The sequence below is a fragment of the Lacrimispora sanguinis genome, from assembly GCF_044987295.1.
In the GTDB taxonomy this organism is placed as follows: Bacteria; Bacillota; Clostridia; order Lachnospirales; family Lachnospiraceae; genus Lacrimispora; species Lacrimispora celerecrescens_B.
Genome location: NZ_CP173277.1, coordinates 3,710,244 through 3,725,425 on the forward strand (window position 1 = coordinate 3,710,244; position 15,182 = coordinate 3,725,425).

13 protein-coding genes are annotated in these 15,182 nt (G+C 45.9%); 12 read left to right on the forward strand and 1 reads right to left on the reverse strand.

All coding sequences use genetic code 11. The features are described 5' to 3' along the window. Window positions 1-15: 15 nt before the first annotated feature. From ACHZES_RS17245 to ACHZES_RS17285, 9 genes are all read left to right on the forward strand, one after another. A complete protein-coding gene (locus ACHZES_RS17245) occupies window positions 16-1,515 on the forward strand; it encodes a sugar ABC transporter ATP-binding protein (RefSeq protein WP_154526037.1) in 1,500 nt (499 codons plus the stop codon). 4 nt (window positions 1,516-1,519) lie between these two features. Beyond that, window positions 1,520-2,554, forward strand: coding sequence for an ABC transporter permease (locus ACHZES_RS17250; protein WP_154526035.1), 1,035 nt, complete (start codon window positions 1,520-1,522; stop codon window positions 2,552-2,554). 194 nt (window positions 2,555-2,748) lie between these two features. Then, complete coding sequence (gene glf, locus ACHZES_RS17255; protein ID WP_154526033.1) at window positions 2,749-3,849, forward strand: UDP-galactopyranose mutase; 1,101 nt, start codon at window positions 2,749-2,751, stop codon at window positions 3,847-3,849. Between the two features lie 109 nt (window positions 3,850-3,958). Next, window positions 3,959-4,936, forward strand: coding sequence for a glycosyltransferase family 8 protein (locus tag ACHZES_RS17260; protein ID WP_395547014.1), 978 nt, complete (start codon window positions 3,959-3,961; stop codon window positions 4,934-4,936). Next, window positions 4,937-5,830 carry a glycosyltransferase family 2 protein gene (locus tag ACHZES_RS17265; RefSeq protein WP_404820251.1) on the forward strand — a complete coding sequence of 298 codons (894 nt, stop codon included), beginning with the start codon at window positions 4,937-4,939 and terminating at the stop codon, window positions 5,828-5,830. Window positions 5,831-5,849: 19 nt separating this feature from the next. Next, entirely contained in the window at window positions 5,850-6,770 is a 921-nt protein-coding gene (locus ACHZES_RS17270) for a glycosyltransferase family 2 protein (RefSeq protein ID WP_395547012.1), read from the forward strand. A 21-nt stretch (window positions 6,771-6,791) separates the two neighbouring features. After that, a complete protein-coding gene (locus ACHZES_RS17275; protein WP_395547010.1) occupies window positions 6,792-7,898 on the forward strand; it encodes a DegT/DnrJ/EryC1/StrS family aminotransferase in 1,107 nt (368 codons plus the stop codon). Between the two features lie 45 nt (window positions 7,899-7,943). Beyond that, window positions 7,944-8,930: an ATP-grasp domain-containing protein gene (locus ACHZES_RS17280; RefSeq protein WP_395547289.1), complete on the forward strand. Its 987-nt coding sequence runs from the start codon at window positions 7,944-7,946 to the stop codon at window positions 8,928-8,930. Continuing rightward, entirely contained in the window at window positions 8,927-9,913 is a 987-nt protein-coding gene (locus ACHZES_RS17285) for a glycosyltransferase family 2 protein (protein ID WP_395547009.1), read from the forward strand. Before ACHZES_RS17280 ends, ACHZES_RS17285 begins: the two co-directional genes overlap by 4 nt. 80 nt (window positions 9,914-9,993) lie before the next feature. Here ACHZES_RS17285 and ACHZES_RS17290 read toward each other — a convergent pair whose 3' ends face one another. After that, a complete protein-coding gene (locus ACHZES_RS17290; RefSeq protein WP_038277535.1) occupies window positions 9,994-11,445 on the reverse strand; it encodes a L,D-transpeptidase in 1,452 nt (483 codons plus the stop codon). 154 nt (window positions 11,446-11,599) lie between these two features. On the opposite strand from ACHZES_RS17290, the gene ACHZES_RS17295 reads away from it, so the two are divergent. From ACHZES_RS17295 to ACHZES_RS17305, 3 genes are all read left to right on the forward strand, one after another. Next, the gene (locus ACHZES_RS17295; RefSeq protein WP_154526017.1) at window positions 11,600-13,042 is read left to right on the forward strand and encodes a lipopolysaccharide biosynthesis protein; all 1,443 of its coding nucleotides are present in this window, start codon (window positions 11,600-11,602) and stop codon (window positions 13,040-13,042) included. A 121-nt stretch (window positions 13,043-13,163) separates the two neighbouring features. Beyond that, window positions 13,164-14,471 (forward strand): lipopolysaccharide biosynthesis protein, encoded by a 1,308-nt coding sequence (locus ACHZES_RS17300; protein WP_395547007.1) that lies wholly within the window; start codon window positions 13,164-13,166, stop codon window positions 14,469-14,471. Then, window positions 14,471-15,166, forward strand: a complete 696-nt coding sequence (locus ACHZES_RS17305) for a glycosyltransferase family 2 protein (RefSeq protein WP_038277684.1) — start codon at window positions 14,471-14,473, stop codon at window positions 15,164-15,166. The genes ACHZES_RS17300 and ACHZES_RS17305 overlap by 1 nt, the downstream gene beginning before the upstream one ends. Window positions 15,167-15,182 lie beyond the last annotated feature (16 nt).

Here is a 15,182-nt window from a genome sequence, read left to right on the forward strand (position 1 = left end):
ACCGGAGGTTGAGAGATGAGTTTATTGGAAATGAATGGGATCAGCAAGGCATTTAACGGAGTCCAGGTATTAAAGGGAGTCCGTTTAAATGTCGAACAGGGGGAGGTCCATGCCCTGCTTGGAGAAAACGGAGCAGGGAAGTCAACCCTGATGAACGTGCTGACAGGAGTGTTTCCCAAAGACAGCGGGACCATTGCATTTGACGGAAAAGAGATCGATACCATCACCATCAGACAATCGGAGGAACTGGGAATTGCCTTTGTCCATCAGGAACTAAATCTGTTTAATGATTTAAAGGTCTATGAAAATATTTTTTTGGGGAAAGAGTACCAAAACAAGCTTGGAAAGCTGAACAAACGAAAGATGATGGAAGAAACGGAACGGTTATTCCATGAGCTTGGGGTTGACATAAATCCAAGTGAGCTGGTGGCGAATTTAAAGACCAGCCAGAAACAGATGCTGGAGATCGCAAAGGCGCTATTCTTTAAGGCAAAGCTGTTGATCTTAGATGAGCCTACCACTTCCCTAAATAACGAAGAAGTAAAGCATTTGTTCAGCATTGTCAATCATTTAAAAAAGACGGGAACCTCATTTATCTTTATATCCCATAAAATGCCGGAGATTTTTGAACTGGCTGACCGGTATACTGTATTCCGTAATGGGGAATTCATAGGAGACGGTGCCATTGGGGATACGACTCCGGAAGAAGTAACAGGGCTCATGGTAGGAGAGAATTATTCTGCCGGAGAGGTTTATGAAAAGAGAAAACCTGGTGAAGTGATTCTGGAGCTTCATAATTTTTCCGGTCCTGGATTTGAAGAAGTGTCCCTGCAGGTCAAAAAAGGCCAGATTATCGGACTGACCGGACTTCAAGGCTCCGGAAGCAGCGAGCTGATGCAGTGTATGTTCGGGGTTACTGAGGCGATATCAGGAGAAATGAAGATCAGGGGAAAAAGGGTGCCCTCCTATTCGATCCATAAAGCCATGGAAGCAAAAATCGCCATGCTTGCTTCCAACCGGAAAGAAAATTCTGTTATCCCGGACATGAGTCTGCTGGAAAACATGTATCTGGCAGAGCATACCTTATCAGCACGAAGGCCTCACATTCAAAAGCGGAAGGAAGAAGAGCGGTTTGAAGCGTTTAAGACCCTGTTAAATATCAAAGCCAGAAGCAGTTCCGATTCCATTCTATCCTTAAGCGGTGGAAACCAGCAAAAGGTATTTATTGCCCGATGGCTGAATACGGATGCGGATATTCTGCTGTTTGATAACCCTACTCAAGGCATTGACGTAGGAGCCAAGGCTGAGATTTATAAGCTGATACTGGAAATGGCAAAAAAGGGAAAGACCATTCTCATTAATACCCTGGAAATTCCGGAAATCCAGAAGGTAGCTGATTTTTGTGCTGTTTTTTACAACGGAAGAATGATAAAGATTCTGGAGCATGATGAAATCAATGATACTACGGTCATGCTGTATTCAACAAATGCCGTGAACCAGGAAATAGGAGGATAAAGAAATGAAGGCAGGAGAAAAGAAAAACGGAATATCCTTTGGGGTTCTGTCCAAATGGTGCGGGGAATTCAGTTTTATTATCGTATTTGTACTGATCTTTTTGGTATATGCCCTCACCAGCAACGGGCTGACCTGGAGCGGCACCATGAATATTTTCCGCCATTCGGCAGTGGTGGGAATCATCGGTCTGGGAATGGGGCTGGTATGTATGACCGGGGAAATTGATTTATCGGTAGGTTCCATGCTAGCCTTAAACAGCGGGCTGTCGGTCATTATGTTTAATATCACAGATCATATTCTGATGACATTATTGTTTGCCCTTTTGTTCGGTGCTGCCTGTGGTCTGATCAACGGCCTGCTGGTGGGTTACATAAAAATGCCGGCCTTTATTGTTACATTAGCGACCATGCTGATCTTCCGTTCCTTTGCCCAATATATCTGCCAGCATATCGATAAGGCTCTGGCAGGAGGCGGAAGCAGCGTGTACCGGATGATCAAGGAGTTGTCCTCTTATCAGCCGTTTTACGGTCTTGGAAACGGAAAAGTTCTTACCGTTCCCATTGTGGGACTGATCCTGATTTTAATGACGGCATTATTTGTTTACATAACGACCAGCACTAAGTACGGAAAAAAGGTTTATGCAGTGGGGAGCAATGCGAAGGGTGCACAGATGGCGGGAATCAATGTGAGTCTTATGAAGGTTTCCGTATTTGTTCTTGCGGGAATCCTGACAGGGCTCGCCTCCTTTTTATGGGTGGCCATGAATGCCTCCTCTGATCCGGCCACTACTGGAAGCAGCTATGAAATGTATGCCATTGCGGCAGTCGTATTAGGCGGCATCAGTATGTCAGGAGGAAAGGGCAAATGCCTGGGAATCTTATTTGGAGCTATGTCCTATACCATCATTGACAAGATTATTGTTGCACTGAAGATGGATTCTCTCATCAATGATGCAATCAAGGGAATCATCTTGATTCTGGTGATCGTGGTTCAGATCATAGGACCGAGGATTAAGGAAAGGCTGACAAGACATAGTTAAATGATACATGCAAAGGAAGGGAATTTGTTGATCGTACCAGTGGGGATGCTGGTATCATCAACAAATTCCCTTTTTCTCCCGGTAATTCATACGGGAAATGGTATCCTAATGAAGGAAATAAGCACATACATTTACTTTTTCAGACGGTTTTAGTATAATGTAGACAGTTTATAAACGAGACAGGAGAAGTAACTATGAAAAAGTATGATTATGTGCTGGTAGGCGGCGGCCTTTATTCCGGTGTTTTCGCATACCTGGCAAAGCAAAAAGGGAAAAAGTGCCTTGTGGTAGAGAAACGGGAACACATGGGCGGCAACATTTACTGCGAGGAAACGGAAGGAATTCACGTACACCGTTATGGAGCCCATATTTTTCATACCAGCAACAAGAGGGTCTGGCAGTTTGTCAATGAATTGGCAGAGTTTAACCGCTATACCAACAGCCCGGTGGCAAATTTCAAAGGCGAGATGTACAACATGCCTTTTAATATGAACACCTTCAGCAGGATGTGGGGAATATCTACCCCTGCAGAGGCAAAGGCAAAGATCGAGGAGCAGAAGGCATCCATAACCGGAGAACCCCAGAACTTAGAGGAGCAGGCCATCAGCCTTGTGGGCAGGGATATTTATGAAAAACTGGTGAAAGGCTATACAGAGAAACAGTGGGGCAGAGACTGCAAGGAGCTTCCGGCCTTTATCATCAAGCGCCTTCCCGTTCGCTTTACCTATGACAACAATTATTTCAATGATTTATACCAGGGAATTCCCATAGGTGGATACAATGTGATCATTGAAAAGCTATTTGAGGGCTGCGACATAGAAATGGGTGTGGACTATCTGGAAAACAAGGAATATTATGACGGTCTGGGAGAACGGGTGATTTATACCGGAACCATTGATGCTTATTACGGATATCAGTTCGGAAAGCTGGAATACAGGAGCTTACGGTTTGATACCCAGGTGATGGATACGGACAACTATCAGGGAGTGGCTGTAGTCAACTACACAGACCGGGAAACTCCTTATACCAGGATCATTGAGCATAAACATTTTGAGTTCGGCACACAGCCTAAGTCCGTTATCACCAAAGAGTATTCCGTGGACTGGAGCGAGGGCATGGAGCCTTATTATCCGGTAAATGACGGAAAGAATCAGGAATTATTCCAAAAATATGCTGCTCTGGCTGAAAAAGAAGATCAGGTGATTTTCGGCGGACGGTTAGGGGAATATAAATACTATGATATGGACAAGGTCATTGAATCGGCCATGAACCGGGCGGAAAAGGAATTGAGCTAATCCTGCATACAGGCATAGCTGTTTACTTTTTATGACAGATATAGTACAATACTACGGAACCAGGGCTGGATTTTCCATGCCCTGAAACGTACGTAAACGGGAGGAATCTATGAACGTTGTATACGCTTCCAACGATAATTATGCCAGACATCTGGCCGTATCCCTTTATTCCCTTTTGGATCATAACAGGGACATGGGTGACATCCATATCTATGTTTTGTCCATGAGCCTGTCCGAAGAGACGAAAGATCGGCTTAAGACCGTGGCAGATGGGTTTGGTCGTGAACTGACGGTCGTGGAGCTGGGGGACTTAAAGGAGCGCTTTTCCTATGAAGTTGATACGGGTGGCTTTGACTTAAGCATTATGGCCCGCCTGTTTATGGGAGAGGTTCTCCCGGAGGAAGCGGACCGCGTGCTGTATTTAGACTGTGATACGGTAGTGCTGTCTTCCTTAAAGAGACTGTGGGAAAAGGATCTTGGGACCTTCCTTTTAGGAGCTGTCATGGAACCTACCATATACCCTTCTATTAAAGAAGAAATCGGTCTTTTGCCCGAGGCTCCTTATTTTAATTCCGGTGTACTCCTCATTGATATGACCCGTTGGAGAGAGGAAAATGCCCAGAAACAGCTTCTGGATTTTTACTGTTCCATGGGCGGGAAGCTGTTTGCAGGAGATCAGGATACCATTAACGGGGCGTTAAAGGGTAGGATAAAACCCTTATCTCCCCGATATAACTTTTTCACCAATTACCGATATTTCCGGTACAGCCATCTGGTAAGGCTGTCACCTGTTTACGGAAAGCTTGGGAAAAAAGGGTTTCAAGATGCAAAAAAACACCCTGCGATCCTCCATTTTATGGGAGATGAGAGACCCTGGAAAGAGGGGAATTTAAACCATTACCGCAGGGCTTATGACCATTATCTATCTCTTACACCATGGGCAGGAGCGCCCAAGGAAAAGGGGACCCGGCTTTATATGGCAGCTTATCATCTGATGGATTACGCTACCTTTTTATGCCCTGCCGCGAGAGATTTTATAAGCTCCAGATTTGGGATGCAGGTAATCAATTCCAGGAAAGGTTCTTAAATGGAAACAGATATGAACATTAGCTGTATCATTCTCAATTATAATGACCCGGAAACCACTATTAGCCTGGTAAACTCCATAGTAAATTATGAAATCTTAGATTCCATTGTGATCGTGGATAACTGCTCCACCGATGATTCCGTCTCAAGACTTCAGGCACTTGCTGGCGGAAAGGTCCATGTTATCTCCACGGAAAAGAACGGCGGATACGGTTATGGCAATAATCATGGGATCCGTTATGCACATGGGACACTTCACGCTTCCCATGTGCTTATAGCAAATCCTGATGTTAAGGTCACAGAGGAATGTATACAGGCCATGAAAGATTCCTTTTTAAAGATAAGCCGGCTGGGAGTCGCGGCGGCAGTCACCAGGGATGGAACGGGAGAGGTGACACTGTCAAGCTGGCGCCTGAATGGTCTTTTGGGAGATCTTCTGGATACCGGTCTTATTACCAGGCGTATTATTGCCCCCTGGCTTAATGACCGGCCGGAACTTAAGGCGGATTCTGAAAAAGAGCGGTACGTTTATGTAGATGCTGTGCTTGGCTCCCTTTTTATGGCAGATATGAATGCTCTGATGGAATGCGGTCTTTATGATGAAGAGGTCTTTCTTTATTATGAAGAAAAGATACTCGGATTTCAGCTGAAGAAAAAAGGATACGGGACGATACTTCTTCTAAACCAGTCTTATATACACCTTCATTCTGTATCCATAAATAAGAATGTGAAATCTATTTTAAAGAAGCAGGCGATTCTTCATAAGAGCAAGCTTCACTATTATAAAAACTATCTGGGAATCAACCGGTTCCAGGAATGTCTGGTAAGGGCTTTCCTGGCGTTTCTCATGGCTGAAATCTGGTTTTTGACAGAGATCGTGGGATTGTCCTGGTAGATTGGAAAGGGGAAAGCATATGGTTTCGGTACTGCTTGCATCCTATAACGGAGAAAAATATATACGGGAGCAGCTGGATTCCATTTTAAACCAGACGTTTTCCGATCTGTCCATCGTGATTTCCGACGATCTTTCCGTAGACGGTACCCCTGCAATTATCCGGGAATATGAAGAACAATATCCGGGCCGGGTGAGGAGTCTTAGGAACAGCGAAAGATCCGGCAGTGCCCAGAATAATTTCTTCCGCCTGCTTAAGTCGGCAGCTGATGATTATATTATGCTGTGTGACCAGGATGATGTATGGCTGCCGGATAAGGTTGAAGTCACCTTAAGGGAAATGAAGAAGCTGGAAGCGGAATGGGGAGAAGCGGTTCCCCTTCTGGTCCATGGCGACTTATCGGTCACCGATAAGGAGGGCGGCATTCTTCAAAAATCCATGGCGGAATACCAGAAAATTGCAGTTCATGATAACCGGTTCAGCCATTATCTGGTTGAGAATAATATCACCGGGAACACAGTCATGATCAACAGGGCTTTATTGGGATTCCTTGCTGATGTTCCAAAGGAATGCGTTATGCATGACTGGTGGCTGGGGCTTCTGGCAAGCTGTTTTGGAAGGATATCCTATATTGACCGTCCCCTGGTCCTATACCGGCAGCACGGTGAAAACCAGATGGGATCCAAAAGCGGCAAGGAGCAGTATGCGGAACGGATCAGGAATCAGGATGCGGTCAGGGAAAATTACAGGAAAATGTTTGCGCAGGCACAGATGTTTTTAAAACTCTATGGAAATGAGATGTCCTTGGAGCAGAGAGAGGTCTTGGAGCATTTTATAAAACTGCCCGAAAAAAACAGGGCAGAAAAGATTTATACGATCTGGAAATACAAATTAATGAAAAGCACCCTTATACGGACGCTGGGCCAGATGCTTTCTATCTGACCGGAAAATGGAGAATAACGCATGGACAAGAAAGAGGACATATTAGTAACGAGGGCTTCCATGCCTTCCTATGAAGAATTTATAGAAGAGATCAAGCCGATCTGGGAAACGGCCTGGATGACGAATATGGGAGAATTTCATGAAAAACTGATGGAGCAGCTAAAGGAGTATTTAAAGGTACAGAAGCTTCTTTTGTTTGTCAATGGACATATGGCTCTTGAAATGGCGCTGCAGGCCATGAATCTATCCGGCGAGGTGATCACCACCCCGTTTTCTTTCGCTTCCACCACCCATGCCATCGTTAGAAATAACCTAACTCCCGTGTTCTGCGATATCCGGGAGGAGGATTACACCATTGATCCGGATAAAATTGAAGCACTGATTACGGAAAAGACGACCGCCATTTTACCGGTTCATGTTTATGGAAATATCTGTGATGTAGAAAAAATCGAGAAAATTGCAAAAAAACATAATTTAAAGGTAATTTATGATGCCGCCCATGCCTTTGGCGTAGAAGTAAATGGGAGAGGGATCGGGACCTACGGGGACGCTTCCATGTTCAGTTTTCATGCCACAAAGGTATATAATACCATTGAAGGCGGGGCTGTGACTTTTCAGGATCCGTCCCTGGAGATTTTGTTTAATTATTTGAAGAACTTTGGTATCACCGGAAAGGAAACCGTAGAGTACATTGGCGGAAATGCGAAAATGAATGAGTTTCAGGCGGCTATGGGCATCTGCAACCTTCGCCATGTAAATGATAACATTGAAAAGCGCAGGCTTGTGACTGAACGGTACCGGGAGCATTTGACGGGGATCCCCGGAATCCGCCTGATTGAACCAAATGAAGGGATCCGCCAGAATTATGCGTATTTTCCTGTTGCTTTTGATGGCTTTTCCTTAACAAGGAATGAGGTATATGAGCTGTTGGCCTCTCATCATATCTTTGCCAGAAAATATTTTTATCCATTGATCACGGACTTTGAGTGCTATCGGGATCGGTTTTTAAAGATACACCTTCCGGTGGCGAAAAAAGCGGCGGACAGCGTTTTGACCCTGCCCTTATATGCAGACCTTTCCCTGGATCAGGTTGATCGTATTTGCAACCTTATATTAAATGCCAGATAGGAAGAAAGCGATATGCCTAAGATACAGAGCAGAAAAGAGGAAATTATGAATACAGCACTGGTGACTGCGATTGGGTCATTTTCGGCAGATATAGTTATAAAAAACTTAAAAAAGGACGGTTTCCGTGTAGTTGGCTGTGATATTTATCCGGAGGAATGGATTGCAGATTCCGGGAATGTGGCATCCTTTTACCAGGTTCCCCTTGCTACGGACGAGGAAAAGTATGTAAGCTCCATCTTAAACGTGTGCAGGGAGGAAGAGATCAAAGTGCTGATCGTACTCACGGATGTGGAGGTAGACGTTTGGAACCGTCATAGGGACGAACTGTCCCTGGCTTCGGTGACATTATGTCTGCCATCAGAGGAAACCCTTCTTCTATGCAGGGATAAAAGGGAGCTGTACCGCTATCTTTCGGATCAAGGCATGGGAAACCCCATTCCCACATTGGAGCTTTCGGAAGCGGACCCGGAACGGCTTTCCTATCCTGCGGTTATCAAACCCTTTAACGGGAGAAGCAGTCAGGGGCTTCGCTATATTCATTCCCTTGACGAGATGAAAGGTTTTCTGGAATGCGGGAGTTTGGAGGGGCTGATCGTACAGCCCTATTATCAAGGAAGCATTGTTACCGTGGACGTGGTAAGGCAGGCGGAAACAGGAGAGAGCGTGGCCGTGTGCCGGAAGGAGCTTTTGCGGACCCCGAATGGAGCAGGAACCTCGGTGCTTGTGTTTTTGGATCCTGTTCTGGAAGCCACGTGCAGGGATATAGCCAATGCCCTTGGCATCAACGGATGCGTGAATTTTGAGTTCATTCAGGGAGAGGATGGATCATATCATATGCTGGAATGTAATCCCCGTTTTTCCGGCGGAGTGGAGTTTACCTGTCTGGCAGGATACGATTGTGTCACCAACCATTTAAGATGCTTTACCGGAGAGGCCATAGAACCAATAAAGGGAATTACAGGCATGTATATTGCAAGAAAATATGAGGAATATATTACAAAAGTAGATGCAGGAAAGGGCGGAGAGGAATGAGCGGCAGTTCCGAATCAAACATTATGGCCAGCATTAATTGTGTGACCTTTAACCATAAGGATTATATCAGGCAGGCCTTGGACAGCTTTCTGATGCAGAAGACAAATTTTGAATTTGAGATTCTGATCCATGATGATGCATCCACCGATGGGACAGGGGATATTCTGAGAGAATATGCAGAAAAATACCCGGATAAAGTAAAACCACTCATACAAACGGAGAACCAGTATTCTCAGGGAATTGACAATATCAGCGGAGCGTTTAATTTCCCCCGTGCCAGAGGAAAATACATTTTCATGTGCGACGGAGATGATTACTGGACCACACCGGATAAGATGCAAAAGCAGGTAGATTATATGGAAACCCATCCGGATTGCACCCTTTGTATACACAGTGCTAAAATCGAATTGGTGGGAAGGGCTCTCACAGAAAAACAGATGCGTCCTTACAAGGGAGACCGGGTGATCACACCGGAGGAGATCGTGGATAAGCCATCCGGTTATGCGATGTCATCCATGGCATTTCCCTCCCGCCTTGTGAAAGAACTTCCGGATTATTACGTGGATTGTCCGGTGGGAGATACTCCGCTGCAGATGATGGCGGCTGAAAAAGGGTACGGCTATTACATGGACGAACCCATGAGTGCCTACCGGGTGGGAGTGGCAGGCTCCTGGACCGTGGAAGGAAAAAGCGGGAATTACGCCAAAAAGCAGAAGATTTACTGGGAGCGGATGAAAAAGGTATATGAAGAATATAACGTTGCCACAGAGGGCCGTTTAAAGGAAGCGACTGACAGCGCGGCAAAACGGACTTATTATCATACCATGGTTAATACCAGGCAGTTTAAGGAGATCGTGAACCCGGAGTACGCCAGATATTATAAAGAATTGACGCCAAGAACCAGGTTCTTTATTCAGGCCGAGTACCGGGCTCCGGGAGCTTATGGGCTGTTAAGGAAGATATTTCTGGGAAAGAAACGGTAAAGCGGTAAAAATATGGGCAGGATCCGGTATAATCCGTTTCCTGCCCATGCTTTTTATGATTATAAAATTATCTGCCCAGATTATCTTGCAATATTAGGATCAGTTGGATCCCAGGTCTGGGTTTCGGGTATGATCTGTTCAATAGCAGGTCTCTCATAAGGGCCCGGAACCACTGATTCGTAAATCGTAACGGTAGTTCCAATCGCACAGTGATCATATACCCACTTGGCATCTCCGGAGAGGAGACGAACGCATCCTGCTGACTGAGCAATGCTCATATAATTATAAGTCGTCGGATCCAGCGTCATATTGTTAGGACTGCTGTACAAAATGGAATGAATTAAGAAGCCCTTCCAGATACGGGTTGCGTACTGGGTAAAGATTCCGTGATTCATATCCCTCCAGCGGTACTTTTCCGGAGTCTGGTACGTCCCAAGAGGGGTATCCGGTCCGGTGGAGGTCAAAAAGGACTTTACCGGAATAATATAGCCGTTGTTTCCATCTTTGGCGAAGATGGTCATGCAGTTCATGGTTTTGTTGATGCTGATGAGGAACGGTCCCTTACCGCCGATAATAGGCTCTAAGTCAGAGAGCATTCTACCTGATTCGTCAAAATAATATTTGAAGCCGTCAAGATACTGCCATCCGGTCACCGGATAGGAATCCTGGAAATAGTAACGCTCATTGCCTGCCCATGCCCAGCCGGTGAAAGAGGTTCCATCTCCGTTAAAGTAACGGAGGCCGCCGTCGATCAGCCGCATTCCGTCTGCAACAGCGGAAACCAGAGGCTTCTCCGTGGCATAAGGGAACTGGGTATTCTTGGTGTAAAAGGCCATTCTCAGACCTGTTATGTAATGGCCGGTTCCCATGGTTCCGGTGGTGGCCCCGTTCTTTGCCCAGTCCATGGTGGTTCCATCTTCCAACTGTGCGGTATAGTAGATGTCGAACTGGTTATTTACATAACCGGAAAACCTCATCTGTACTGCTTCAATGTTTATGTCATTGGCATAGTTGGTAGTCTGCTGTCCGTTTAAAACCCATGGAGACCAGCCGGTGCTGGAAGTATAGGTCCGGTAAAGCACGTTTCCAACAATGTTGGTAAGAAAGGTGGACAATCCGTGAAAGCCCTGTCCGTTATTTGTGATCCATGCATCATTTACAAAAGGCTGTGACCAGTTGCTGTCACCGACCATAACGGTAGTCTGGAGACGTGGGAAATTGGCCTTTAACGCGTCCTGAGCAGCTTTGGTGGCTGCATCTACTTCGCCGTCTTCTCCGCCGCCTTCCCCTTCTTTTCCAATGTCTATGCCGGCATTTGCCAAAGCGTTTTCCGCTTCATCTGTAGTTACACCTTCCTGCGTCTGGGTGTTCGTCTGGTTCTGATCTTCAGACTGCCCGTCGCTCTGACTGATGGGGACACCATTCTTAAATCCCGGTCCATATGCTTCATCTGCCCATGCAAGGGAGGCTTGTCCGGAAACAAGAGCCGCCGTCAGGCAAAGAAGCGTCAGGCTTCGTGTCAGTTTACGCATAATTTATAACCTCCTGGATTCTATAAATGAAAAATATATTCCTTTATACTCTAACACAAGTAAGTTCAAAATGCTATATACGATTTACATTTATTGGGGAATATAGTACAATAAGGCGTAAATGTAAATTGGTAAAGCAAGGAGAAAAGCCAGTATGTACCAGGAAAATATGAAAAAAAAGGTCCTTTCCGGCCTCTTCTGGAAAGTGATGGAAAACGGGGGTACACAGGGAATCCAGTTCCTTGTTTCGGTTCTGCTTGCCAGGATGCTGACACCGGCAGAGTCCGGGGAAGTCATGCTCATCATGATATTTATTACCATTGGAAATGTGTTTGTCCAAAGCGGTTTTAATACCTCCCTGATCCAGAAAAAGACGGTGGATGAGGCGGATTATTCCTCTGCATTTTATATCAGCGGAGCCATTGCTTTTGTTTTATATATCATTCTCTTTTTCACGGCTCCGGCCATAGCTTCATTTTACGGACAACCTGTTTTTACTCCCGTGCTCCGGGTCCTGTCTGTGACCCTGTTTTTTGGTGCCGTTACCTCCGTGCAGTCTGCTGTGGTCGCCAGGAATATGGAGTTTCGGAAGCTTTGTCTGGCAAGCCTTTTTGCTGCCCTTTGCTCCGGTATTATCGGTGTAATTCTGGCATACAGGGGATTAGGTCTGTGGGCCCTTGCCATGCAGCAGTTTTTCTACAGCTTTTTCTTAATGGTCATGCTGGTATTTCTGGTGAAGTGGAGGCCAAGGCTTCTGTTTTCCGTTAAGAAGGCGAAGGAATTGTTCTCTTATGGCTGGAAAATACTTTGTTCCGGCCTTATTGATACTGTATTTAATAATGTTTACGGGCTAGTCATCGGGAAATTATATAATTCCGCCATGATGGGGCAATACTCAAGAGGAAACCAGTTTCCTGCTCTGATTGCGAATAATCTTGGGGCGGCTATCCAGTCGGTCATGCTTCCGGCTTTTTCGGCCTGCCAGGAGGACAAGGAGAGGCTAAAACGCATGGTGAGAAGGTCCATAGTCACCAGCTCTTACCTGGTATTTCCCATGATGGCCGGATTGATTGCCGTTGCTGAGCCTATGGTTAAGCTGCTTTTGACGGACCGGTATTTACCCTGTGTTCCCATGCTCCGGCTGTTGTGCATCGCCTATGCAACCTGGCCCCTTCATGTGGCGAATTTGCAGGCCATCAATGCCATGGGAAAAAGTGAGATATTCCTTAAACTGGAAATCATAAAGAAGGCGGTCAGCATGACTGCACTTTTGATCAGTATTCCATTTGGTATCTATACCATGGTAGCTTTAAGGGCAGTAACCGATTTTATCTGTACCTTTATCAATGCCTATCCCAATAAAAAGCTTTTAAACTACAGCTTTTTCGAGCAGTGGAAGGATGTGCTTCCTTCACTTCTCCTATCGGCAGTGATGTGCCTCTTCTCATACGGAGTACAATATGTAATAGAAGGAACACTCTTAACCCTGGTTGTTCAGATCCTGGTAGGAGTCGTTGTTTATGCAGGGCTTTCCTGGCTGTTCCGGTTGGAGGCTTTTTTATACTTATGCCGTATTTCCGGGATTATAAAAGAGTAGCCGGGGTGGTTTTAAGTTTACTTTTTAAGCCGAATATTGTAGAATAAAGGAACGTTATGCGGAAATAACCGGTAGGGTATACGATTATACCCTAAACCGTGGACAATTAAGAGGAAAATAAATGGAACGAAAAAATGTGGCCTGGAATATGATTGGAAGTCTGGTTTATGCCGGTTCCAGTATGATCCTCACGGCCCTTGTCAACCATCTCATAGGAACGGAACAGGGAGGGATCTTTGGCTTTGCCTTCAGCACATTTGGGCAGCAGATGTTTCTGGTGGCCTATTTTGGCATGAGGCCTTTGCAGAGCACGGATACAAGCCAAAGCTATACTTTTTCCGAATATCGCCTGGCCCGGTTGGCCACCTGTTCCATGGCAGTCATTTTTGGAACTTGTTATATCATTTTTAATATCCTGTCTCCGTCGGCAGGCTATACGGCTGAAAAAGCGCTGGTGGTATTTTTGATGGTGCTTTATAAGGTGCTTGACGGGTTCGCCGATGTGTATGAATCGGAATTTCAGAGGAACGGGCGGCTGTATCTTACTGGACAGGCTATGGCATTTAGAACCCTGTTGTCTGTGTTTTGCTTTTTAGGAACCCTTGCTGTTACAAGGGAACTTGTATTTTCCTGCGTGGTTGCGGTCCTGTCCCAGGGAGCAGGGATCCTGCTGTTTGATAAGCGAATGGGGGAGAGTGTCCCCGGAATGGTGTTTACCAGAACACCCGGCAGGCAGTGGAAGCTTTTGCAGGACAGTTTTTTACTGTTTTTATCTGTTTTTCTGGACGGGCTTATTTTTGCCATGGCAAAATATGCGGTGGATGCCCGGATGACATCTACGGACAACGCTGTTTTTGTGGCTATTTTTATGCCGACCTCGGTCATTAACCTGGCTGCTAACTTTGTGATCCGCCCCTTTTTGACCAAGATGTCTTACCAGTGGGAGGAACGGAACTTTATAGATTTTAGGGCAGGCTTAAAGAAGCTTTCCGGAATCATATTCATTCTTACGGTCATTGCCATGGCAGGAGCCTGGGCAATTGGGGTTCCTGTATTGGGAGCCATTTCCAATGTGGAGCTTAAACCGTATAAATCCGGACTTCTTTTCATTGTGCTGGGCGGCGGTTTCTTTGCGGTTATGAATCTGTTTTATTATGTGCTTGTTATCATGAAGAAGCAGAAGGGAATCTTTTTTGGCTATGTGCCGGTCTGCATCCTTTCCTTCTTTCTCTCCTTCTGGCTGGTTGGAGTGGGAGGAATCAACGGAGCGGCCTTCTCTTATATGCTGGAAATGCTGATTCTCATGCTTTGCTTTATGGGGCAGGCGATCCGCATGTTTATTGCTGAGGAACGTCATGAAGGCATACCGTTACACCCTGGAAACATGAGCGGTACAGAGGGAAAAGAGAGAATGGAGCGGAAGAAATGATGGATAAGGTACTGGTAGTAATACCTGCATACAATGAGGCTTTAAATATCGAGCGCGTGGTAGGAGACGTCATCACGAACTATCCCATGTTTGATTATGTGATCATTAATGACGGATCTACCGATCAAACAGCAGATATCTGCAGAAAGCATGGCTGGAAGATCATCGACCTGCCGATGAATCTGGGACTTGCCGGAGCGTTCCAGACCGGACTTAAATATGCTCACAGACGCGGTTACCGGTATGCCATACAGTTTGACGGGGACGGGCAGCACCGGCCGGAGTATATTCTTCCCATGAAAGAGAAGATGGACGAAGGCTATGATATTGTTATCGGCTCCAGATTTATAACAGGAAAGAAACCCCATTCCATGCGGATGTTTGGGAGCAGGCTCTTAAGCGGCTCCATCTGGTTCACCACTGGGGTAAAGGTCAGTGATCCTACCTCCGGTATGCGCATGTTCAGCAGGAAGATGATCAAGGAATTTGCTGATGGCTTAAACTATGGTCCGGAACCGGATACGATCTCCTATTTGATCAGCCAGGGGGCTAAAGTCGCGGAAATCCCTGTGATCATGGATGAACGGATTCTGGGAGAGAGCTATTTAAATCCGGTCAATGCGGCCCGGTATATGGGAAAGATGCTGTTTTCCATATTGCTGGTACAGAGCTTCCGCATTAGGGACAGGAGATAAAGGAAGGGAGAACGAA

What these genes read in the sequence shown, in the direction of transcription:
- ACHZES_RS17245 (WP_154526037.1), top strand. Translation starts at nt 16, where the DNA reads ATGAGTTTATTGGAAATGAATGGGATCAGCAAGGCATTTAACGGAGTC.
- glf (WP_154526033.1), top strand. Translation starts at nt 2,749, where the DNA reads ATGAAAAAGTATGATTATGTGCTGGTAGGCGGCGGCCTTTATTCCGGT.
- ACHZES_RS17305 (WP_038277684.1), top strand. Translation starts at nt 14,471, where the DNA reads ATGGATAAGGTACTGGTAGTAATACCTGCATACAATGAGGCTTTAAAT.
- ACHZES_RS17290 (WP_038277535.1), bottom strand. Translation starts at nt 11,445, where the DNA reads ATGCGTAAACTGACACGAAGCCTGACGCTTCTTTGCCTGACGGCGGCT.
- ACHZES_RS17280 (WP_395547289.1), top strand. Translation starts at nt 7,944, where the DNA reads ATGAATACAGCACTGGTGACTGCGATTGGGTCATTTTCGGCAGATATA.
- ACHZES_RS17260 (WP_395547014.1), top strand. Translation starts at nt 3,959, where the DNA reads ATGAACGTTGTATACGCTTCCAACGATAATTATGCCAGACATCTGGCC.
- ACHZES_RS17250 (WP_154526035.1), top strand. Translation starts at nt 1,520, where the DNA reads ATGAAGGCAGGAGAAAAGAAAAACGGAATATCCTTTGGGGTTCTGTCC.
- ACHZES_RS17285 (WP_395547009.1), top strand. Translation starts at nt 8,927, where the DNA reads ATGAGCGGCAGTTCCGAATCAAACATTATGGCCAGCATTAATTGTGTG.
- ACHZES_RS17270 (WP_395547012.1), top strand. Translation starts at nt 5,850, where the DNA reads ATGGTTTCGGTACTGCTTGCATCCTATAACGGAGAAAAATATATACGG.
- ACHZES_RS17265 (WP_404820251.1), top strand. Translation starts at nt 4,937, where the DNA reads ATGGAAACAGATATGAACATTAGCTGTATCATTCTCAATTATAATGAC.
- ACHZES_RS17295 (WP_154526017.1), top strand. Translation starts at nt 11,600, where the DNA reads ATGTACCAGGAAAATATGAAAAAAAAGGTCCTTTCCGGCCTCTTCTGG.
- ACHZES_RS17275 (WP_395547010.1), top strand. Translation starts at nt 6,792, where the DNA reads ATGGACAAGAAAGAGGACATATTAGTAACGAGGGCTTCCATGCCTTCC.
- ACHZES_RS17300 (WP_395547007.1), top strand. Translation starts at nt 13,164, where the DNA reads ATGGAACGAAAAAATGTGGCCTGGAATATGATTGGAAGTCTGGTTTAT.